This is a genomic window from Promicromonospora sp. Populi, from assembly GCF_041081105.1.
Classification (GTDB): Bacteria; Actinomycetota; Actinomycetes; order Actinomycetales; family Cellulomonadaceae; genus Promicromonospora.
Genome location: NZ_CP163528.1, coordinates 2,802,030 through 2,821,990, shown reverse-complemented (window position 1 = coordinate 2,821,990; position 19,961 = coordinate 2,802,030). Strand labels below are relative to the sequence as shown.

Annotated in this window: 18 protein-coding genes; 6 read left to right on the top strand and 12 right to left on the bottom strand. The window is 71.5% G+C overall.

All coding sequences use genetic code 11. From position 1 onward, the window contains the following. Entirely contained in the window at positions 1-1,272 is a 1,272-nt protein-coding gene (locus tag AB1046_RS12710; RefSeq protein ID WP_369369673.1) for an MFS transporter, read from the bottom strand. Positions 1,273-1,344: 72 nt separating this feature from the next. Here AB1046_RS12710 and AB1046_RS12705 point away from each other — a divergent pair, with 72 nt between their 5' ends. The 3 genes from AB1046_RS12705 to hemQ all read left to right on the top strand — a co-directional run bounded on the left by AB1046_RS12705 (position 1,345) and on the right by hemQ (position 4,295). Then, positions 1,345-2,223, top strand: coding sequence for a LysR family transcriptional regulator (locus tag AB1046_RS12705; RefSeq protein WP_369369672.1), 879 nt, complete (start codon positions 1,345-1,347; stop codon positions 2,221-2,223). A gap of 133 nt (positions 2,224-2,356) precedes the next feature. Continuing rightward, positions 2,357-3,511, top strand: coding sequence for a ferrochelatase (locus AB1046_RS12700; RefSeq protein ID WP_369369671.1), 1,155 nt, complete (start codon positions 2,357-2,359; stop codon positions 3,509-3,511). Between the two features lie 34 nt (positions 3,512-3,545). Beyond that, positions 3,546-4,295: a hydrogen peroxide-dependent heme synthase gene (hemQ, locus tag AB1046_RS12695; protein ID WP_369369670.1), complete on the top strand. Its 750-nt coding sequence runs from the start codon at positions 3,546-3,548 to the stop codon at positions 4,293-4,295. 109 nt (positions 4,296-4,404) lie between these two features. On the opposite strand, the gene AB1046_RS12690 is transcribed toward hemQ, so the two are convergent. From AB1046_RS12690 to AB1046_RS12665, 6 genes are all read right to left on the bottom strand, one after another. Further along, positions 4,405-5,349: a putative protein N(5)-glutamine methyltransferase gene (locus AB1046_RS12690; protein ID WP_369369669.1), complete on the bottom strand. Its 945-nt coding sequence runs from the start codon at positions 5,347-5,349 to the stop codon at positions 4,405-4,407. A 141-nt stretch (positions 5,350-5,490) separates the two neighbouring features. Continuing rightward, positions 5,491-6,798 (bottom strand): Glu/Leu/Phe/Val dehydrogenase, encoded by a 1,308-nt coding sequence (locus AB1046_RS12685; protein WP_369369668.1) that lies wholly within the window; start codon positions 6,796-6,798, stop codon positions 5,491-5,493. Positions 6,799-7,155: 357 nt separating this feature from the next. After that, positions 7,156-7,560, bottom strand: coding sequence for a PIN domain-containing protein (locus AB1046_RS12680; protein WP_369369667.1), 405 nt, complete (start codon positions 7,558-7,560; stop codon positions 7,156-7,158). Further along, positions 7,557-7,823: a type II toxin-antitoxin system Phd/YefM family antitoxin gene (locus tag AB1046_RS12675; RefSeq protein WP_369369666.1), complete on the bottom strand. Its 267-nt coding sequence runs from the start codon at positions 7,821-7,823 to the stop codon at positions 7,557-7,559. Before AB1046_RS12675 ends, AB1046_RS12680 begins: the two co-directional genes overlap by 4 nt. Positions 7,824-7,863: 40 nt before the next feature. Then, positions 7,864-8,364, bottom strand: a complete 501-nt coding sequence (locus AB1046_RS12670) for an AAA family ATPase (protein WP_369369665.1) — start codon at positions 8,362-8,364, stop codon at positions 7,864-7,866. After that, complete coding sequence (locus tag AB1046_RS12665; RefSeq protein ID WP_369369664.1) at positions 8,361-9,119, bottom strand: TetR/AcrR family transcriptional regulator; 759 nt, start codon at positions 9,117-9,119, stop codon at positions 8,361-8,363. The genes AB1046_RS12670 and AB1046_RS12665 overlap by 4 nt, the downstream gene beginning before the upstream one ends. A gap of 91 nt (positions 9,120-9,210) precedes the next feature. Between AB1046_RS12665 and AB1046_RS12660 the strand changes: the two genes are divergently transcribed. Then, the gene (locus AB1046_RS12660; protein WP_369369663.1) at positions 9,211-10,227 is read left to right on the top strand and encodes an ATP-binding cassette domain-containing protein; all 1,017 of its coding nucleotides are present in this window, start codon (positions 9,211-9,213) and stop codon (positions 10,225-10,227) included. Beyond that, a complete protein-coding gene (locus AB1046_RS12655) occupies positions 10,175-10,966 on the top strand; it encodes an ABC transporter permease (protein ID WP_369369662.1) in 792 nt (263 codons plus the stop codon). The genes AB1046_RS12660 and AB1046_RS12655 overlap by 53 nt, the downstream gene beginning before the upstream one ends. A gap of 28 nt (positions 10,967-10,994) precedes the next feature. Here the strand turns inward: AB1046_RS12655 and AB1046_RS12650 are convergent, their stop codons facing one another. Beyond that, on the bottom strand, positions 10,995-11,759 hold the full coding sequence (locus AB1046_RS12650) for a helix-turn-helix domain-containing protein (RefSeq protein ID WP_369369661.1): 765 nt from the start codon (positions 11,757-11,759) through the stop codon (positions 10,995-10,997). Between the two features lie 109 nt (positions 11,760-11,868). Here AB1046_RS12650 and AB1046_RS12645 point away from each other — a divergent pair, with 109 nt between their 5' ends. Next, positions 11,869-15,351 carry a bifunctional proline dehydrogenase/L-glutamate gamma-semialdehyde dehydrogenase gene (locus AB1046_RS12645; RefSeq protein WP_369369660.1) on the top strand — a complete coding sequence of 1,161 codons (3,483 nt, stop codon included), beginning with the start codon at positions 11,869-11,871 and terminating at the stop codon, positions 15,349-15,351. Between the two features lie 9 nt (positions 15,352-15,360). Here AB1046_RS12645 and AB1046_RS12640 read toward each other — a convergent pair whose 3' ends face one another. Genes AB1046_RS12640 through AB1046_RS12625 form a run of 4 tightly spaced genes read right to left on the bottom strand, consistent with a single transcriptional unit; the run spans position 15,361 to position 19,911 of the window. Further along, the gene (locus tag AB1046_RS12640) at positions 15,361-16,353 is read right to left on the bottom strand and encodes a LacI family DNA-binding transcriptional regulator (RefSeq protein WP_369369659.1); all 993 of its coding nucleotides are present in this window, start codon (positions 16,351-16,353) and stop codon (positions 15,361-15,363) included. Between the two features lie 29 nt (positions 16,354-16,382). Next, positions 16,383-17,975, bottom strand: coding sequence for a GH1 family beta-glucosidase (locus AB1046_RS12635; protein WP_369369658.1), 1,593 nt, complete (start codon positions 17,973-17,975; stop codon positions 16,383-16,385). Further along, on the bottom strand, positions 17,972-18,889 hold the full coding sequence (locus AB1046_RS12630; RefSeq protein ID WP_369369657.1) for a carbohydrate ABC transporter permease: 918 nt from the start codon (positions 18,887-18,889) through the stop codon (positions 17,972-17,974). Before AB1046_RS12630 ends, AB1046_RS12635 begins: the two co-directional genes overlap by 4 nt. Beyond that, positions 18,886-19,911 (bottom strand): carbohydrate ABC transporter permease, encoded by a 1,026-nt coding sequence (locus AB1046_RS12625; protein WP_369369656.1) that lies wholly within the window; start codon positions 19,909-19,911, stop codon positions 18,886-18,888. The genes AB1046_RS12630 and AB1046_RS12625 overlap by 4 nt, the downstream gene beginning before the upstream one ends. Between the last annotated feature and the right edge of the window lie 50 nt (positions 19,912-19,961).

Sequence of the window (19,961 nt, the reverse complement as noted above, 5' to 3'; positions counted from 1 at the left end):
TCACCGGTCGGCAGTTGGCATCGAGATCGGTCCAGCGCTGGACCGATCTCGATGCCAACTGCCGACCACACCGGAACCTGCCGACTTCAGCCACAGCGCCGCCGCGACAGCCGCGATCACCTGGATCAGGCCGGTCACCACCAGGATCGGTCCGGCGCCGAACGCCCCGATCAGGGCCCCGCCCACGAGCAGCCCCGCCGAGGCGCCGCCGTTGTGCAGCACCGTCTCCGCGGTGAACGCGGTCCGGCGCTCGGCGCCCGTCGTCCGATCCACGATGAGCGCATTGAGCGCCGCGATCCCGAACGGCATGGTCAGGCCGCCGACGGCGGACACCAGGCCGACCGCGAGCAGGTTCGGCGCGGCCAGCGGCAGCGCCAGGTACGCGACCCCGAGCATCACCCACGAGACGAGGATCGCCGGGATGCGCGGCACCCGGTGCACCACGAGTGGCACGACGAAGGACACACCGACGGTCGCGGCGCCGTAGCCCGCCATGCCGGCCGCGATCAGCTCGCCCGGCCGGTCGAGCTCGGCGCCGAGCAGCGCAAGGCCCAGCGTGAAGGCGAACCAGGTGATGCCGCCGATCCCCGCAAGCCCGATGCCGACCGCCAGGTCGGGGTGGGCCCGCAGCACGGCGCGCACGGACGGCGCGGGTTCGGCCGGTACGGTCTCGTCAGGTTCCGCCGCCGCCGAAGTTGAGGCGGCCGGGACGGTCAGCATCGCCGCCGCGCTCAGCGCGACCGCCGCGGCCTCGCACCACAGCAGCGGCTCGGCGCCCCAGGTGACCAGCAACCACGCGCCGAGCGCGGGCGCGAAGATCATGGACGACCGGTGCGCGAGGTCCTGCCAGGCCAGCGCCCGGGCGCCGACGCCGGGTGCGTTGCCAGGGAGCTCGGCCAGGTCGGCGGTCAGGGCGCGCTGTGCGGGCGCGAGCATGGCCGCCGTCGCGCCTGTGACCAGCCCCGCCGCGCACAGGACCACCGCGCCCACGCCGACGGTCGCCGCCGCGACCGGCACCAGCACCAGCCCGAGCACCTGGATCGCGAGCACGAGCGCCAGCGACCGCCCCGACGTCAGGCGCGACCGCAGCCGCCGTCCCCACCACGCGGAGGTGAGCAGCGGCAGCCCGGCGAAGCCACCGACGAGCCCGGTGGTCCAGGCGTCGCCCGTCTGATCGAGCGCGACCAGCGGCAGCGCGACGGCGGTGATGCGCTGGCCGGTCCAGGTGACGAAGGTCGTGGCGGTCAGCGTGACGAGGTGTGGGTGGCGCACAGCGCCATCCTGCGGGCCTCCCGGAGCGCCCGGTAGGTGTCGATCGCAGACGGCTCGACATAACCTGGGGCTATGAGCTCATACCCAGCGGTCGACGACCTTCGCCTGGTCGATGCCGTCGCGCGGCACGGCTCGCTGGGTGCCGCCGCGCGTGAGCTGTTGGTCAGCCAGCCGTCCGCGAGCCAGCGGCTCTCCGCGCTGGAGCGCCGTGTGGGGGTCCCGCTCTTCGACCGGGACACCACTGGCGCGCGGCCGACGGCGGCGGGGCGAGAGTTCTGCGAGCAGGCGGCGCACGTGCTCGACCACCTGGGCGCGATCGTCGAGCGGACGTTGTCGGCGGCGCAGTCGCGCACCGTTTCGGTCGGGGCGTTCCCGAGCATCGCGGGCACGCTGTTCGCGGCGCTCGACGTGCTGCTCGACGACGTAGTGGTGCAGCCGGAGGTGGAGCACGGGCCCCGGCTGCTGGAGTGGGTGGAGCGGGGCACGCTCGACGCAGCGTTCGTGTCGATAGCGAAGCAGGTCCCGATCGCGCGCGGCCTGCTGGTCACGGAGGTGGGTCGCCACGACCTGGTCACACTGCTGCCCGACGGCGCCCCCGGACCCAGCGCGGGCCGGCGCCCCTACAGCGGGCAGACCGTGATCTACTGCCCGCTGGATCTCACGGCCGACGCCCTGCACCGGCGGCTCACCGAGCTCGGTGCGCACGCTCGGCCCGGAGCAACCGCGGAGGCGGCGGTGCGGACGGCACGCGAGCGGCGCTGCGCCGCCGTCGTGCCCGACATGGTGGCGCGCTGGTATGCCGCGCCGGGCGACCGGACCGTGCCCGCGCCGACTCGCGGACGGGTGACGCTCTCGATGGTGACCCGGAACCCGGCGCCGTCGAGCCTGGTCGACGCGCTCCCCGGCCTGCGGGAGCGCCTGCGGACGGGAAACGTGCACGCCGGGCGGTGAGTGTCCGACCTACAGGTCACTGGCCCGCGGTCCGGCACGTGCGGGCTGTTCTGACAGGACGTCGCATCGATGTCACGTCCCGTTCGCCTCTCTTCGGGCGGAGCGGCGCCCGCGACGGTGGAAAGATGTGGGCATGCCCGCGAACTCCCCCCAGCCTGCGGCGCACGACGCCGCGCCGTACGACGCCCTGCTGCTCTACTCCTTCGGTGGCCCGAACCAGCCCGAGGACGTGGTGCCGTTCCTGCGCAACGTCACCGCGGGCAAGGGCATCCCGGACGAGCGGCTCGAGCAGGTGGGCGAGCACTACTACGGGTTCGGCGGCAAGAGCCCCATCAACGAGCAGAACCTCGCGCTCAAGGCGGCGCTCGAGGCCGAGCTCGCCACGCGGGGCATCGACCTGCCCGTCGTGTGGGGCAACCGCAACTGGGCGCCGTACACGAACGACGCCGTCGACGAGCTGGAGAAGCTGGGTGCCCAGCGCGCCGTCGCGCTCGTGACCAGTGCCTACTCGTCGTACTCGGGCTGCCGCCAGTACCGCGAGGACCTCGCGACCACGCTGGACAAGCGCGGACAGCTCGGCCCCGATGGCTCGACGGGCGTGCAGTTCGACAAGATCCGCGCCTACTTCAACCACCCGGGCTTCGTGCGGGCCAACGTCGACGCCGTCGTCGAGGCGTACGCCGAGCTCGCGGCCAAGGGCGGCTCGGGGGCCGACGCGAAGCTGGTGTTCGTGACGCACTCGATCCCGGACACCATGGAGGCGGCGTCGCGGATCTCGCACGCCACGTACTCCGAGCAGCACCTGGACCTCGCCGGGGTCGTCGCCGCGGAGGTCGCCGAGCGTCTCGGCCACGAGGTGCCCTGGGACCTGGTCTACTGCTCACGGTCCGGCCCGCCCAGCCAGCCGTGGCTCGAGCCGGACGTGAACGACCACCTGGAGGCCCTCGCGGCCGACGGCCTGCGCAACGTGGTCCTGTCGCCGATCGGGTTCATCTCCGACCACATGGAGGTGGCGTACGACCTGGACACCGAGGCGCTGGCCACCGCGGACGGCCTCGGCATGACCGCCGTGCGGGCCGGCACGGTGGGCACCCGCGAGCCCTTCGTCAGCGGCCTGGTGGACCTGCTGCTGGAGCGCGCGGCGCTGGCCCGCGGCGAAGATGTCACCGAGGCGACCGTAGGCTCGCTGCCGGCCCTCCGCTCGGTCTGCGCGCCGGGCTGCTGCCTGCGCCGCGACGGCGAGCCGAGCGGTATCCCGGCGCTGTGCAGCACTGACCTGTACTCCTGAGTCCTGCGGGACGGCCAAGTTCGAGAGGCACCATATGAACGACATACACGTCCACGGGGACTCCGGCCACGAGATCGACACGGCCGCCATCAACGACAACATCCGGTACACGATGTTCTCGGTCTTCTCCGTGACGGAGACTCTCCCGGCCGACGAGGCCGAGCGCAAGGCGGTCGTGGCCGACGCCGAGGCCGCCGTCGGCGGGGGCTCCGACCCGGCCGCGACCGAGGGCGACCTGGTGACCCGAGGCTGGTACGACGTGGGCGGCCTGCGCTCCGACGCCGACCTGATGCTCTGGACCCACGGCCCGTCGATCGAGGCCGTGCAGGGCGCCTACCAGCGGCTGCGCGCGTCCGAGCTGGGCCGCTCGCTGGAGCCCGTGTGGTCGGTCGCCGCGCTGCACCGCCCCGCCGAGTTCAACCGCGGGCACGTCCCCGCGTTCCTCGCGGGCGAGGCCCCGCGCGGCTACATCTGCGTCTACCCGTTCGTGCGGTCCTACGACTGGTACCTGCTGCCCGACGCCGAGCGCCGCACCATGCTGCGCGACCACGGCATGGCGGCCGCAGGCTACAAGGACGTCCGCGCCAACACCGTCTCGGCGTTCGCGCTCGGCGACTACGAGTGGATCCTCGCGTTCGAGGCCGACGAGCTGCACCGCATCGTCGACCTGATGCGCGACCTGCGCGCGACCGAGGCCCGCCGCCACGTGCGCGAGGAGATCCCGTTCTTCACGGGCCCCCGCACCACCCTGGAGTCGTGGGCATCCCGCCAACCCCTGAGCTAACCCTGCTGCGGGCGGTCCGAAGCTTCTCTTCGAGCCCTAAGTTTCTTCGCTTTGAGGCCCTTGAAAGCGAAGAAACTTAGGGCTCGAAGGGGGTTGGGCGACCGGGTCGTCAGGTCCGGGGGCGGGTGGCTAGCAGGGCCGTCGCGCCCAGGTCGTCGTCCGTCAGGACGGTCGCGATCAGCCCGGCTGTCGTCATGTGTTCGACGGCGGCGCTCACCTGGGTCTCGCCCGTCTCGACAAGCAGGTGGCCGCCCGGGCGCAGGAGGGCCGGGGCCAGGTTGATCACGCGGCGCAGGATCGCTAGTCCGTCGTCCCCGCCGTCGAGGGCTGCGTGCGGCTCGTGCTCGCGGGCCTCGGGCGGCATCATCCCGATCGCCTCGGTCGGCACATAGGGCGCGTTCGCGACGACGACGTCGACGCGCCCCCACACGTCGGCCGGGAGCGGCTGGGCGAGCTCGCCCGTGTAGGTGTGCGCCGTGAGCCGGCCGCGCTCCGGGGTCTCCGGGGAGCGCCCCGGCGGAGCGAGAACACGTGATGCGCTGGGAGCGTTGTCGGCCAGCGCCTTGAGGTTGTCGTGCGCGCAGGTCACGGCTGCCGGGTCGACGTCGGCTGCGTGCACCTCGACGTCATGCCCCGCAACTAGGAGGCGAGCCGCGACCGCGCCGCCAAGCGCGCCGCACCCGCAGCACAGGTCGACCAGGAGCACGCGACCGGCGCCTGTCCCGCCGTCGTCCGTGCTGACCGTGCCGGTCGCACCCGACGTGCCGGTCGCACCCGACGTGCCGGTCGCACCCGCCACCGCACGTTCTGCCGCTTCTCGAACGAGCAGCTCCGAGCGTTGCCGCGGCACGAATACGCCGGGCGCCACGAGCCAGCGGCGGCCGTCGAGCTCGGCCCAGCCGACGAGGTGCTCCAAGGGCAGCCCGCGGACGCGCGCGGCGGTCAGCTCTTCGAGGCGCGCAGCGTCGCCGCCGGCGGCCTCGGTGAGGATCCGCGCCTCGTCCTCGGCGAAGACACAGCCGGCAGCGCGCAGCCGCGCGACAAGTTCATCCACGCCGCGAGCCTAGGCGAGGCCGTCGGACCGGGAACCGGCGGTCCGTCTTGAGAACGACTTTGGGGTACCGATTCGACGTCGAATCGGTACCCCAAAGTCGTTCTCAAAGCGGACTCGGCCGAGCCGAGCCTCAGCTGCGCGTCAGGGGTAGAGGCCCCGGATCTGGTGGGCCTCGGCGACCCGCTTGACGCCGATCACGAGCGCTGCGTCGCGCAGCGACAGGCCTTCGCGCTTGGCCAGCGCGGAGACCTCGCCGAACGCGGTGGTCATGCGGTGCTCCAGCTTGTCTGCGATCTCCTGCTCGGTCCACCAGTACGTCTGGTTCGCCTGGACCCACTCGAAGTAGGAGACGACCACGCCGCCCGCGTTGGCGAGAACGTCCGGGACCACTGTCACGTCGTTCTTCGCGAGCAGGGCGTCACCCGCCGCCGTCGTCGGGCCGTTGGCGCCCTCGACCACCCAGCGGGCCTTGACGGTGCTGGCGGTGGTCTCGTCGAGCACACCCTCGATCGCGGCCGGGACCAGCACGTCGACGTCGAGCCCCAGCAGATCCGTGTTGGAGACCGGGTCCGAGTCGGCGAAGCCCACGACCGAGCCCGTGCGCTGCACGTGCTCCATGAGCCGGGGCACGTCGAGGCCGTCGTCCGCCCGGATGCCGCCGTACTGGTCGCTGACGGCGACGACGCGCGCGCCGCGCGCAGCGAAGATCTCCGCCGCGTGCGAACCGACCTTGCCGAAGCCCTGGATGGCGACGGACACGTCGCCCAGGGCGATGCCTGCCTCGGCGAGCGCGGAGTTCGTGACGTGCACGATGCCCGCCGACGTCGCGGTGCCGCGGCCCAGCGAGCCGCCGACCGCCAGGGGCTTACCCGTGACGACTGCCGGGATGGTGTACCCGCGGTTGACCGAGTAGGTGTCCATCACCCAGGCCATCGTCTGGGCGTCGGTGCCCATGTCGGGGGCCATGATGTCGGTGTCCGGGCCGATCATCGGCATGATCTCCGACGTGTACCGGCGGGTCACGCGCTCCAGCTCGGACTGGGAGTAGGCGCGGGGGTCGATGGCGACGCCGCCCTTGGCGCCACCGTACGGCAGGTTGACCACCGCACACTTCCAGGTCATCCACATGGCCAGTGCCCGCACCTCGTCGACGTCGACCGAGGGGTGGTAACGCAGACCACCCTTGCCCGGACCGAGGCTCACGTTGTGCTGCACGCGGAAGCCGTGGAACAGGACGGTCTCGCCGGTGTCGCGACGCAGCGGCACCGCGACGTGGATCTCACGCCGTGGTGTGGCGAGCATCCGGTGCAGGCCGTCGTCGTAACCGAGGATCTCCGCCGCCGTGGCGAGCTGGGCGTGCGCTGTAGCGAGTGCCGAGCCTTCCGTGGGAGATCCGGACGGAGCGAAGCTGGGTGGTGATGTGGGAGTGGACGTCGTTGTCGTCGTCACGTGGTCCTCCGGGGAGAACGGCGCTTGACCGCTGGGGAGCGGGGCGCGGGCTGCGCGGCGCGGGGTTTGCGCCTCGGTATCACCGTATCGCTTCGATGTGTGGCGGTGCGCTACGGCCAGGGGTCTATCCGGTAATTTTCCGGTAATGATTGGTTCTCCCGGAAAAAGGCAGTGCCCTGCAAACTTTCGGGTTGCAGGGAGAGCGACGTCATGGTGTCGAGGTTATGCGGCTGGGCTGCGCGCCGTCGTGGTCCCGGCCCACCTGTGATCCACAGCGTTCGTTGTGCGGATCGCGCAAGGATCGTTTCGCGCCGGACGCCGCGCGACCGGTCCCGGCGGCTCGGCGCTACATGACTCTCAGCGCTCCACTACGTCGAGCATCCCCTCGAATATCTTGAAGTCGTCGATGTTGCGCGTGACCAGCACAAGCTCGTGGGCCATCGCAGTGGCCGCGATCATGCGGTCGAAGCGGTGAGCCTTCGGTGTGCCGCTGCGCTGTCCGACGCGGACGAGCAGCTCGTCGTACATCTCGTCACAGTCGTCGTCGAACGGGAGGCCCCGACCGAGGGTCTTCTTGAGAGCCTGGATGCGGGCTGCCCGACGCTTGTACTCCTGCAGTGCCTTGACCTGGTGCGTCCCCAATGTCAGCTCGTTCCAGGTGAGCGAGCTGACGAAGAGGCTGTCGAAGTCGCTGAGGTCCGGCGTCGTCTCATCCGAGGCCGCGATCGAGATGAGGATGTTCGTGTCCAGCAGCGCGTTCACTCGTCGCCCCAGGGGTCGACCCACTCGGCGTCGAAGGCGGCGCGGTCCGCCGCGATCTCGTCGGCCCAGGAACCGTCCTCGAGCGGCGTCCGGCGCAATGCGGCCATGACGTCCCGACCGGAGACCGGCCGGCGGTCGACGACCGGCACCAGCCGTGCGATCTCCTTGCGGTATCGCGTCACGACGTACGTCTCGCCGCGCTCGACGGCGTCGAGCACGGGCGTCGGGTTTTGCCGGAGCTCTGCGATGCTGACGCTGTTCATGTCTACAAGCATACAAATGTAGACACTTCTGCGCTACGCGTCAGCCGTGCAGGCGCTCGAGCTCGGTTACAACCTCGTCCGTGGTGAGCTGCGCGGTATCAACCCGGGCGACATCTCGTGTGCGCGCAACGTCCCGGAGCCCGGCCGAGTAATCGGTGAGCTGCTGTTCATCGAGTCCGTCGCGGTGCCGCGCGTCGTCGGACATGACCCTGCGGTGGAGCGTCTCGGGGTCCACGTCGAGCAGGACGTGGACGAGCGCCGCACGAGCGCGCGTCGCGACCTTCTCGAACGGCACCAGGTTGCTGATCCTGGCGGTGAGCTGGGGTACCACCACGTCGTGACCCGACAGGAGATGAGCCTCAGCCATGGCATGGGCGAGCGAGCGTCCCAGGACTGCGGCGTCATCCCCGCTGACCAGTGTCTTGATCAGGTCGATCTCAAGCACCAGGGTGCCCGGACGGTGCGCTGCCCATGCCTGCGCCGCTGTCGACTTCCCGCTGGCGGGCAAGCCGTTGAGCAGGAGCAGGATCGGGCTGCTCACGGTCTCTGCTTGCTCTTGATGTGCGAGATCAGGCCGTCGATTATCCGGGCGAGCCCGAACTCCATCTCCCGGGCGGGGTCCGTGGCCGCCTGATAGGCCTCGCCGGCGGAGGTGCCGACCCGTCCGGCCAGCGGGTACTTGCGCCCGGCCATCACCACGTCGAGCTCGTCGGCGTTCGCCGCCCACCATTCGGCCTGGGTCAGCCCCGACGTCCGCTCGTCCTGCCGCATGCGCTGCTGTGCGCGCACGACGCTGCCGGCGAAGGACGTGAGCAGCGCGACAGTCTGGTCCATCTCGATGTCGTCGAGGCCAACACCGTCGATCCCCGAGAGCTGCCACTCGTAGAGGTCGGACGCGCCCGGCCCCACCCAGGCCCGCAGCCCGTAGACATCCAGCAGCCACGGATGGTCCTGGCAGATCTCGTACTGCACACGCGCGATCAGGGCCAAACGGCCGGGCAGGTCGTCCGGCATGGCGGGCAGCTCCCGGCGGCCGAGCGCCCGGTCCACCATCAGCACGACGAGCTCGTCCCGCCCGGGGACGTAGGTGTACAGGCTCATGGCGCCGAGCCCGAGGTCGGAGGCGAGCAGGCGCATGGTCAGGCCGTTCAGCCCGTCGCGGTCGGCGATCCGCATCGCCCCGTCGACGACGTCGTCCACGGTCAGCCGCTGCTTCCGGCCCCGCCGGGTCGACGGCGCAGCGCCGTCGTCGTAGCGCCACAGGAGGCGGAGGACTGGGTCCGGGTGGTCCGACATGAGTCCACCGTAACTTTTTCGTACGACGTACGGAATAGATGCTACGCTGGCTCGGTTGTTAGTCGTACGCCGTACGGAAATGGAGCACACTGTGTCCGTCCCACCCCTGGTCGCCCGCGGACTGCGTAAGCGGTACGGCGACACCCACGCCCTTGACGGTTTTGACCTCGAGATCGAGACCGGCGCCGTCCACGCGCTGCTCGGCCCCAACGGGGCCGGCAAGAGCACTGCCGTCAACACCTTCGCCACACTCACCCGGTGCGACGAGGGCGAGGTGCGCGTCGCGGGCCACGACGCGCGCCGCGAACCCGCCGCCGTCCGGGCCTCCGTCGGGCTGGTCGGCCAGCACGCGGCGCTCGACGAGATCCTGTTCGGCCGCGAGAACCTCGTGATGTTCGGTCGGCTGTACGGACTGCCGAAGTCCGCCGCGCGCGAGCGGGCCGACGAGCTGCTCGGCACCTTCGGCCTGCTGGACGCCGCCGACCGCAAGGTGTCCACCTACTCGGGCGGGATGCGCCGCCGCCTCGACATCGCCGCCGGCCTCATCCGCCGTCCGGCACTGCTGTTCCTGGACGAGCCCACAACCGGGCTGGATCCCCGCGCCCGCAACGAGGTCTGGCAGACCATCCGCCAGGTCGTGGCTGCCGGTACAACCGTCCTGCTCACCACCCAGTACCTCGACGAGGCGGACCAGCTCGCCGACCGGATCACCGTGATGAACACCGGCCGGGTAGTGGCGGAGGGCACCGCCCAGGAGCTCAAGCGGCGCCTCGGCGGTGATCGGGTGCTCGTCACGGCGCCGGCGCACGCCGACCTGGACCGGCTGGCCGCCGCACTCGGCGGCACCGCCGACGCGGAGCTCCGGCAGGTCACCGTCGAGGCGGGGCCAGACGGCGGGGCGGCGGCGCTGACCGGCGTCGTCCGCGCCCTGGATGCCGCCGGCCTGGTGGTCGACGACATCCTGCTGCGCCGGCCGACCCTCGACGAGGTGTTCCTGGACCTCACCGCCGTGCCGGCCCCGCGCAAGAGACCGCACAAACCGAAGGAGCAAACCGATGAACGCCGTAGCCGCCACCCTGCGGCAGAGCTGGGTGATCACCCTGCGTGACCTCAAGCACTGGCAGCGGGAGCCGTGGACCCCCATCTTCGGGATCGCGTTCTCGATCATGCTCGTGCTGGTCTTCGGCTACCTCATGGGCGGGGCGATCGACCTGCCCGGAGGCGGGGACTACCTGCCCTACCTGCTGCCGGGGATCTTCGCGCTGTCGATGATGTTCGGCATCGAGGCCACGATGAGTGCCATTGCCAACGACTCGAAGAAGGGCGTCACCGACCGGTTCCGGTCGCTGCCGATCAGCGGCGCTGCCGTGCCGCTCGGCCGGGCGGGCGCCGACCTGATGAACTCCGCCGCGGAGCTGGCGGTGCTCATGGTCGGCGGGCTGCTCATCGGGTGGCGCGCGTCCGGCAGCCTGGGTGCCACGGTGCTCGCGATCGTGCTGCTGCTGTGGCTGCGGTTCGGGATGCTGGTGCTCGGGGTATTCCTCGGGCTCTCGTTCCGCGGAGAGGGTGGCGTCACCGCGGTGCAGATCCTCGTGTGGCCCATCGGGTTCCTGTCCAACGTGCTGGTCGCCCCCGAGTCGATGCCCACGTGGCTGGCCGTCCTGGCGCAATGGAACCCGATCTCCGCGACGGCGGCCGCCTGCCGTGAGCTGTTCGGCAACCCGACCGGCATCACCGGAGGAGTCCTGGCCGACAACGCCCTCCTGCTGGCGGTGCTGTGGCCAGCCGTGCTCACGCTGGTGTTCGTGCCCCTGACCGCACGCGCCTATCGGCGGCTGTCCCGCTGACGGCGGTCCGGGCCGGTCGCGGCGCGCTTCAGGCGCGTCGCGACCGGCTCCGGAACGACGACGGCGTCTCGCCCGTCAGCCGCGCGAACGTGCGGGTGAACGACGGCTGGTCGTAGAAGCCCGCGGCGGTCGCGACGTCCGCCAGGGGCACGGCGGACGAGGTCAGCAGGTGTGCTGCCCGGTCGACCCGCAGTCGCAGCACAAGCTGCCGCGGCGAGATGCCGAACACCCGGCGCACCCGCCGGTCCAGGGCCGCCGGGGCCAACCCGGCGAGCGCGGCCAGGTCGGCCACCGAGGGCACCTCGCCGCGCTCCAGCAGGTCCTCGACGGCGCCGCGCAGGCGGGCCATGGCCTGGATGGTCGCGTCGTCGGCGTCGCCGGAGCGCAGGTCCTGCGACACGGACACGAGGCCCACGTAGGCGCCGGACTCGTCGTGCAGGGGCAGCTTCGAGGTGAGGAACCAGCCGGGCGCCCCGCCGACGTGCCGGATCAGCTCCAGCTCGCCCCGGAGCGGCTTGTCGGTGGCGCGCACTCGCGCGTCCTGGTTCTCGTACCGTTCGGCGAGCTCGGGGACGAACAGGTCGGCGGCGCGCTTGCCGATCACGTCGCGGCGCGACCGCTCCCGCGTGCGCCCCACAAAGACCTGGTTGACGAGCACGTAGCGCCCGTCGGCGTCCTTGGCGCAGAACATGACGCCGGACAGCTCGTCCATGAGGGCGACCATGGCGGGGTTCAGTGCGGCCAGCAGGGCCTTCGCCTCAGGCCGAGCGGCACCGCTGTCGGGGTTGCTCATCGAATCTCAGATGCTACGCGGCGCGCCGCCGGTCGCTTGGCCGAAACCAGCGCGGATCGCGAGTGATCCTGCCAATACACACCCCGGGCGCCGGGTGCACCCTGGTGTCATGAAGACCTCTGCCCAGCGCGGGAGCGCTACGACCCTGGTCGAGGACGCCGTAGCCCTCGCCAGGACCTGGATCGACACCGCTACCGGCTCCGGCGCCACCCATGCCGCGAGCACCGGCGGATCGAGCACCGGCGCATCGAAGACCGGCGCATCGAAGACCGACAGGGCCGTCGCCCGCGCCTCCGCCGCCCTGGGCGCCCTCGTGTCCGACCCGGCCGGCCTGGAGCTCGCCGTCGGGTTCGTCGACGACGTCGCTCGCCCGCAGGACACGTTCGTCGCCGCGAAGGCCCTGGCCCGCCTCGGCAAGAAGGCCGGCAGCGCCACGTTCCTCAGCCCGGTCGACCGCACCCTGTTCCGGGCCGGCGCCCTGGCCGCGCCCGTGTTCCCCGGCATCGTGGTGCCCGCCGCCCGCGCCCGACTGCGCCAGCTCGTGGGCCACCTCGTCGCCGACGCCGGCAACGGGCTCACGGCCCACCTCGCCCGCACCCGGGCCGAGGGCTACACCCTCAACGTGAACCTCCTCGGCGAGGCGGTCCTCGGCAAGGACGAGGCCGCAGCCCGCTTGGCCCGCACCATCGCGCTGGTCGAGCGCCCCGACGTCGACTACGTCTCGGTCAAGGTCTCCAGCGTCGCCGCGCAGCTCGTCACGTGGGACCTCGACGGCTCCCGCGACCGCGTCGTCGAACAGCTCCTGCCGCTGTACCGCGCCGCACGCGACCACGGCGTCTTCCTCAACCTCGACATGGAGGAGTACCGCGACCTCGCCCTGACGACCGCGGTCTTCACCCAGATCCTGGCCCTCGAGGAGTTCCGCGACCTCGAGGCCGGCATCGTGCTGCAGGCCTACCTGCCCGACGCCCTGGGCGCTCTGGACAGCCTCACCAACTTCGCCATCGCACGCGTGGCCGACGGCGGCGCGCGCATCAAGGTGCGCATCGTCAAGGGCGCGAACCTCGCGATGGAGCACGTCGAGGCCACCCTGCACGACTGGGCCCAGGCGCCGTACCCGACCAAGCCCGACGTCGACGCCAACTACGTCCGGATGCTCGACCACGCGCTGCGCCCCGAGCGCGCGCACGCCGTCCGCATCGGTGCGGCGTCGCACAACCTGTTCCACGTGGCGCTCGCGATCCTGCTCGGCCGGGCGCGTGGCGTCTCCGAGGCGCTCGACATCGAGATGCTGCAGGGCATGGCCCCGACCGAGGCCGCGGCGGTCCGCGACGAGGTCGCCAAGGACGACGGCCACGTGGTGCTCTACACGCCGGTCGTGCGCGACGAGGACTTCGACGTCGCGATCTCCTACCTCGTGCGCCGCCTGGAGGAGAACGCCACGGAGCAGAACTTCCTGCACGCGGCATTCGCCCCCGAGCGGGCCGAGCTCGTCGGGACCGGCTCCCCGATGGACCGGCAGGAGGCCGCGTTCCGCGCGTCCGTCGCTCTGGGCGTTGACTACTCGCCCGACGACGTCGCCCCGCGTCGCCGCCCGCGCCCCGCGCCGCAGCCGGTGACCGGCCCGTTCCGCAACGCCGCCGACACCGACCCCGCCGTCGCCGAGCACCGCGCCTGGGCAAAGCAGGTCATCGGCCCGCAGTCCGGCTACGTGCCGGCGCTCGCGGAGCCGCTGTCCACGCCCGCGCAGGTGGACGACGTGGTGGCGCTCGCCCGCCGGGCGGGCGCGGCCTGGGCCAAGGTGGACCCGCTGGACCGGGGCCGTGTGCTCCGCGCCGCGGCTCAGCATCTCGAGGCCGCACGCACGGATCTCGTGGCCGCCATGGTGCACGAGGCCGGCAAGACCGTCGCCGAGGCGGACCCCGAGGTCAGCGAGGCCGTGGACTTCGCCGCGTACTACGCGCAGGCCGCCGAGGCGCTCGACCCGACGTCGGAGGCGTGGCCGGGCGCCCACTTCACGCCGGACGGCGTCACGCTCGTCACTCCGCCGTGGAACTTCCCCGTCGCTATCCCCATCGGGGGTGTGCTCGCGGGCCTCGCGTCCGGCTCCGCGGTGATCGCCAAGCCCGCGCCGCCTACGCCGCGCTGCCTGGAGATCGCGGTGGAGGCCGTGCACGCCGCCCTCGACGAGGTCGCCACCGAGATCGGGCTCGACCCGGCGCTCGCCCGCGACGTCGCGCAGTTCGTCCGCGTGCCCGACGGCGACCTCGGCCGTCGCCTCGTGACGCACGACGGCGTGTCCCGCGTGATCCTGACTGGCGCCATCGAGACCGCCGAGATGTTCGCGTCCTGGCGGCCCGAGCTGCCGGTGCTCGCCGAGACCTCGGGCAAGAACGCGATCATCGTGACGCCCTCGGCCGACCTCGACCTGGCCGTCGCCGACGTGGTGCGCTCCGCGTTCGGGCACGCGGGGCAGAAGTGCTCAGCGGCGTCGCTCGTGATCCTCGTCGGCTCGGTGGGCGACCCGCGCACCACCACCGGTGAGCGGTTCCGGCGCCAGCTGGTCGACGCCGTGGCGTCGCTCGCCGTCGGGCCCGCTACCGACCTGGCGACCGTGATGGGGCCGCTGACCGAGCCCGCGCAGGGCAAGCTGCTGCGCGCCCTGACCACGCTGGAGGCGGGCGAGACCTGGCTCGTGCGGCCGCGCCGCCTCGACGCGGTGGCGCAGGAGGCGGGCCTCGGCAAGGGCCGCCTGTGGACCCCCGGGGTGCGCGACGGCGTCCGCCCCGGCTCGTTCTTCCACCTCACCGAGGCCTTCGGCCCGGTGCTGGGTGTCATGACGGCGCGCACCCTGGACGAGGCGCTCGAGCTGCAGAACGCTGTGTCGTTCGGCCTCACCGGCGGCATCCACTCCCTGGACGACGCCGAGGTGGAGCACTGGCTCGACCGGGTCGAGGTCGGCAACGCGTACGTGAACCGGCACATCACCGGCGCGATCGTGCAGCGTCAGTCGTTCGGCGGCTGGAAGGCCTCGGTGGTGGGCTCCGGCGCCAAGGCGGGCGGCCCCAACTACGTCGCGCAGCTCGGCCGGTGGGAGGACGCGCCCGGAGTGCCCTCGCGCACCGCGGATCCGGCGGGCTGGCTCTCCTGGGCCCGGGCCGACGACGACCGCGCGTGGCTCACCGAGTTTTCCCAGGCGCAGGACCCGTCGGCGCTCGGCGTCGAGACGAACGTGTTCCGCTACCGGCCGGTCCCGGGCATCACGGTGCGGGTCGGGACCGGCGCGCCGGACGTCGAGGTGCAGCGCGTGCTCGCTGCCGCCAGGCGTGCGGGGGTGCCGGCGGTCGTCGTCGGGCCGGAGACGACTGACGAGGCGTTCGCCGAGGCCGTCGCCGACGGCCAGGTGACCGGCCGGATCCGCGTGCTGGGTGACGCACCCGGGCTGCGGGACGCGGCCGCGAGCCGCCTGGGCTCGGTCACGGTGCTGGACGCCCCGGTGCTGGCGAGCGGCCGCCGCGAGCTCCTGACGATGCTCCGCGAGCAGGCGGTGAGCCGCACGATGCACCGCTACGGCCACCAGCGCACGGCCTAACGGTCGGGCTCAGGCCGAGTCGCCCTCGATCAGGCGGGGGGCGAAGATCCGGCGCTCGTCGCGAACCGGGCGGCCGGCGACCAGGTCCACGAGCATGCTCGTCGCGGCTCCCACCATCTGCACAACCGGGTTGTGCACGGTGGTGAGCCGCGGCGAGGTGGTCTCGGCGATGCCCAGGTCGTCGAACCCGACCACCGAGACGTCGCCCGGTACGGACCGCCCGCGCTCGGCGAGCACCCGCAGCGTCGCCTCGGCCATGAGGTCGGAGGCGGCGAAGATCCCGTCCAGGTCGGGATGCTGGTCCAGCAGCCGGGCGGCCGCGACCAGCGCCCCGGCCATGGTGAAGTCGCTCTCGACGACGGCGTCGTCGGACAGCCCGGCGTCGCGCAGCGCGTCCTGCCAGCCGACCATCCGGTCCACGCCGGCGGGCATGTCCAGCGGGCCCGTGATCGTGCCGATGCGCCGTCGGCCGCGATCGATCATCCGCTGGGTGGCGATGCGCCCGCCCGTCACGTTGTCGACGTCGACGTAACGCAGCCCGCGCGAGAACAACGGGTCGGGCTCGAACAGGCGCCCCACGAAGACGGCGGGGAGCTGGGCCTGGCTGAGCTGCGACTCCAGGTGGTCGCCCCGGTGGTGCGAGGCCACGATGACGCCGTCCACGTGCCCGCTGCGCAGGTAGCGCCCCACCCGCCCGCGCTGCTCGCCCGGCCGGGCGAGCAGCAGCACAAGCTGGAGGTCCGTGCCGGACAGCCCCTCGCTGACCCCCGCGAGGATGCCGGAGAGGAACGGGTCGGTGAGGATCCGCTGGTCCGGCTCGGGCACCACGAGGGCTATCGAGTCGGTCCGCCGGGTCACCAGCGACCGGGCAGCCCGGTTCGGCGCATACCCGAGCTGGGCGACGGCGTCGTCCACCGCCGCCTGGGCCTCGGGCGAGACTCGCAGGCCACCGTTGATGGCACGTGACGCTGTCGACCGGGACACGCCTGCCGCCTGGGCCACGTCGTCCAGGGTTGGTGGGCCTGAGGTCGTCACGCCTTGGGAACCGCCCTTTCTCCGCCGTCGCCGGGCTCCTGCCCGGGCGTCGTCGACAGCTCAGGAACGATATTGTCCCGTGCAACCTGACCGTACCAGCGGCCCGACGCCTTCACAGTCCGCTCCTGCGTCTCGAAGTCGACCCGCACCAGCCCGAAGCGCTTGCCGTAGCCCCACGCCCACTCGTAGTTGTCGAGCAGCGACCAGCCGAAGTAGCCGCGCACGTCGGCGCCCTCGTCGATGGCGTCCTTGACGGCGCGCAGGTGCACGTCGATGAACGCCAGGCGGTCCTGGTCGTCCACGAACCCGTCCGGGCCGACGGCGTCCTCGTAGGCGCTGCCGTTCTCCGTCACGTACAGCGCGATGCCGCGCGGCCCCGTGTAGTCCCGCTGCAGGCGCAGCAGGAGCCGGGTGAGGCCCTCGGGCTGGACCTCCCAGTTCTGGGCCGTGACGGGCAGGCCGCGCGGGTGCGTGTACGCGCCGTCGCCACCCGGGAACGGGGACGACGACGGCCGGGACACGGGTGCGCCACCGTCCAGCGGGTGCTCGGGGGGCACCGCGGCCACGGCGTTGCCGTGGTAATAGTTCACGCCGAGCGAGTCGATGGGCGCCGAGATGATCTCCAGGTCGCCGTCCTGGATGTGCTGCTCCAGGCCGTACTCGCGCACGTCCTCCAGCACGTCCTGCGGGTACGCACCGCGCAGGATCGGGTCCGCGAAGAAACGCGTGATCCCGCCGTCGAGCCGGCGTGCGGCGTCGACGTCGGCGGGGTCGTCCGGGTCTACCGGGTCCTCGATCTCGAAGTTGAGCGTGATTCCAAGATTGATCGGGTCTGCCTTAGTTGCCCGTTCACGCAGCGCCTCGATGGCCAGGCCGTGGGCCAGCATGAGGTGGTGCGCGGCCGCGACGCCGTCCTCGCGGGACTGCCGGCCCGGCGCGTGCTGCCCGCCCGTGTAGCCGAGGAACGCCGCGCACCAGGGCTCGTTGAGCGTGGTCCACACGTCGACCCGGTCGCCGATCGCCTCGTGCATGGTCACCGCATAGTCGCGGAACCGGTACGCGGTGTCGCGGTTGACCCACCCGTTCGACTCGGCCTCGATCGCCTGCGGCAGGTCCCAGTGGTACAGCGTGAGCCAGGGCAGGATGTCCGCACCGAGCAGCTCGTCCACGAGCCGGTCGTAGTACGCGAGTCCGGCGGGGTTGACCTCGCGCCCCCCGGGGACCACCCGGGCCCACGACGTCGAGAACCGGTACGCCTTGATACCCAGGTCCTTCATCAGCGCGACGTCGGCCGGGTAGCGGTGGTACTGGTCGCAGGCGACCTCGCCGTCCTCCTGGTTCAGGACGGCGCCGGGGACCTTCGCGAACACGTCCCACACGGAGTCCTCGCGGCCGTCAGTGTGGGCGGCACCCTCCACCTGGTAGGCGGCGGTGGCCGCGCCCCACAGGAAACCTTCCGGGAAGGGGACAGCGCCGTCTGTGTTCGACGACGGCGCGGTGCGCGGCGTCGTCGGCGTGTACGGCAGGGCGAAACCAGGGGCGGGCACGCGGTGCAAGCCGGCGCCGGTCTTGAAGCTCAGCGTGGTCATCCCTTCACCGCCCCCTGCATGATGCCCGCGACGAGCTGCTTGCCGACGAACGCGAAGATCACCAGCAGGGGGAGCGTCACGAGGAACACCCCGCCCATGACCAGCGAGTAGTCCACGAAGTAGTTCGACTGCAGCGATTTTACGACCAGTGGCAGCGTCGGATTCTCCGAGTTCAGCACGATCGAGGGCCAGAAGAAGTTGGTCCACTGCTGGACGAACGTGAACAGGCCTAGCATCGCGGCGGCCGGGCGCGCGGCAGGCAGCGCGATGCTCCAGAACGTCCGGAGCATCGAGGCGCCGTCCACCCGGGCGGCCTCGATCAGCTCGTAGGGCAGCGCCTCGGACAGGTACTGCGTCATCCAGAAGACGCCGAACGCGCTGACCAGCGCGGGCACGATGACGGCCTGGAGCTTGCCGATCCAGTCGAGGTCCGACATCAGGATGTACATCGGGATGACGCCGAGCTGGGTCGGGACCGCCATCGTCGCGATGACAAAAACCAGCAGCGGGCCACGGCCGCGGAAGCGGAGCTTCGCGAACGAGTACCCGGCCAGCGTGGAGAACAGCACGACCGCCGCGGAGACGAGGACCGCGATGATCAGGGAGTTGGCCAGCGCCCGCCAGAAGTTGATCTGGGTCGATTCGATGACGGTTGCGAACTGGGTGAACAGCGAGAGGTCGGGCAGCCACTGCGGCACGGGGTTGCGCGAGATCTCGACCGGGTCGGAGGAGCCCAGCAGCAGCGTGAAGTACAGCGGGAAGATCGAGATCAGCAGCGTGATCCCGAGCAGGGCGTAGACCACCCAGCTGGCGCGCCGGGTGGTGCTCCCGGAGGCGGCGCCTCTCCGGCGGCGGGCGGCGACCTTGGCGGCCGCCGGGCCGGCGGTCTGGGCGGTGACGGCGACGGAGCTCATGCATTCCCCCTGCTGGTGCTGGTGCTGGTGCGCTTCGACTTCTTGCCGACCGTGCCCGACGTCGAGATCTGGCGGGTGATCAGGAAGTTCACCATGCCGATCACGACGATCAGGAGGAACAGCATCCAGGCCACGGCCGATGCCCTGCCGAGGCTGTGCTGGTTGCCCCACGCGACGTCGTACAGGTACAGGACCGTGGTCATCCAGTTCCGGTCGGGGCCGCCGAGGCCGGTGGCGTCGTACATGCGGACCTCGTCGAAGATCTGCAGGCCGCCGATGGTGGAGGTGATGACGACGAAGATGATGGTGGCGCGGATCTGCGGCACGGTGATGGAGAAGAACTGGCGCACGCGGCCCGCGCCGTCGATCACCGCAGCCTCGTAGAGGTCGCGCGGCACGGCCTGCATCGCGGCGAGGAAGATCAGCGCGTTGTAGCCGACCCAGCGGTAGTTGACGATGCTCGCGATGGCGACGTGGCTGGCGAGCCGGTCGCCGTGCCAGGCGACCGGGTCCAGCCCGATCAGGCCGAGCAGGGAGTTGATCAGGCCGTACTGGTCGGCGTACAGGCGGCCGAAGATCATCGACACCGCGACGGGCGCCACGACGTAGGGGATCAGGACGCCCATGCGCCAGAAGGTCGCCGAGCGCAGGTTCTGGTCCAGCAGGGCGGCGATGGTGACCGCGACGATCACCTGCGGTACCGAGGACAGGACGAAGATCGACAGCGTGTTGGCCAGCGACTTCCAGAAGTCGGGCTGGCTGAGCACGTCGGTGAAGTTCTGCAGGCCCACGAACTCGCCCTGGCCGCCGAGCAGGCTCCACTCGTGCAGCGACACGAACGCCGTGTAGCCGAGCGGGAACAGGCCGGTCACCGCGAACAGGATGAAGAATGGCGAGATGTACAGGTACGGAGAGAGCTTCACGTCCCAGCGGCCGAGTCGCTGGGAGAACCCGAGCCTGCGCGGTCCGCGCTGTGGTGCACCGGAGCCCGGTGTCGATCGTTGAGGTGTCAGGACAGCCATGTCATCTTCCCGGTCTTCCGCCGCGTCATCGTCGGTTGGTCAATGCGTGC

Bases quoted from the DNA above. Each gene is read 5' to 3' on its own strand.
- AB1046_RS12705 (WP_369369672.1), top strand. From the start codon at position 1,345: ATGAGCTCATACCCAGCGGTCGACGACCTTCGCCTGGTCGATGCCGTC.
- AB1046_RS12700 (WP_369369671.1), top strand. From the start codon at position 2,357: ATGCCCGCGAACTCCCCCCAGCCTGCGGCGCACGACGCCGCGCCGTAC.
- hemQ (WP_369369670.1), top strand. From the start codon at position 3,546: ATGAACGACATACACGTCCACGGGGACTCCGGCCACGAGATCGACACG.
- AB1046_RS12675 (WP_369369666.1), bottom strand. From the start codon at position 7,823: ATGAACAGCGTCAGCATCGCAGAGCTCCGGCAAAACCCGACGCCCGTG.
- AB1046_RS12665 (WP_369369664.1), bottom strand. From the start codon at position 9,119: ATGTCGGACCACCCGGACCCAGTCCTCCGCCTCCTGTGGCGCTACGAC.
- AB1046_RS12655 (WP_369369662.1), top strand. From the start codon at position 10,175: ATGAACGCCGTAGCCGCCACCCTGCGGCAGAGCTGGGTGATCACCCTG.
- AB1046_RS12650 (WP_369369661.1), bottom strand. From the start codon at position 11,759: ATGAGCAACCCCGACAGCGGTGCCGCTCGGCCTGAGGCGAAGGCCCTG.
- AB1046_RS12645 (WP_369369660.1), top strand. From the start codon at position 11,869: ATGAAGACCTCTGCCCAGCGCGGGAGCGCTACGACCCTGGTCGAGGAC.
- AB1046_RS12635 (WP_369369658.1), bottom strand. From the start codon at position 17,975: ATGACCACGCTGAGCTTCAAGACCGGCGCCGGCTTGCACCGCGTGCCC.
- AB1046_RS12630 (WP_369369657.1), bottom strand. From the start codon at position 18,889: ATGAGCTCCGTCGCCGTCACCGCCCAGACCGCCGGCCCGGCGGCCGCC.
- AB1046_RS12625 (WP_369369656.1), bottom strand. From the start codon at position 19,911: ATGGCTGTCCTGACACCTCAACGATCGACACCGGGCTCCGGTGCACCA.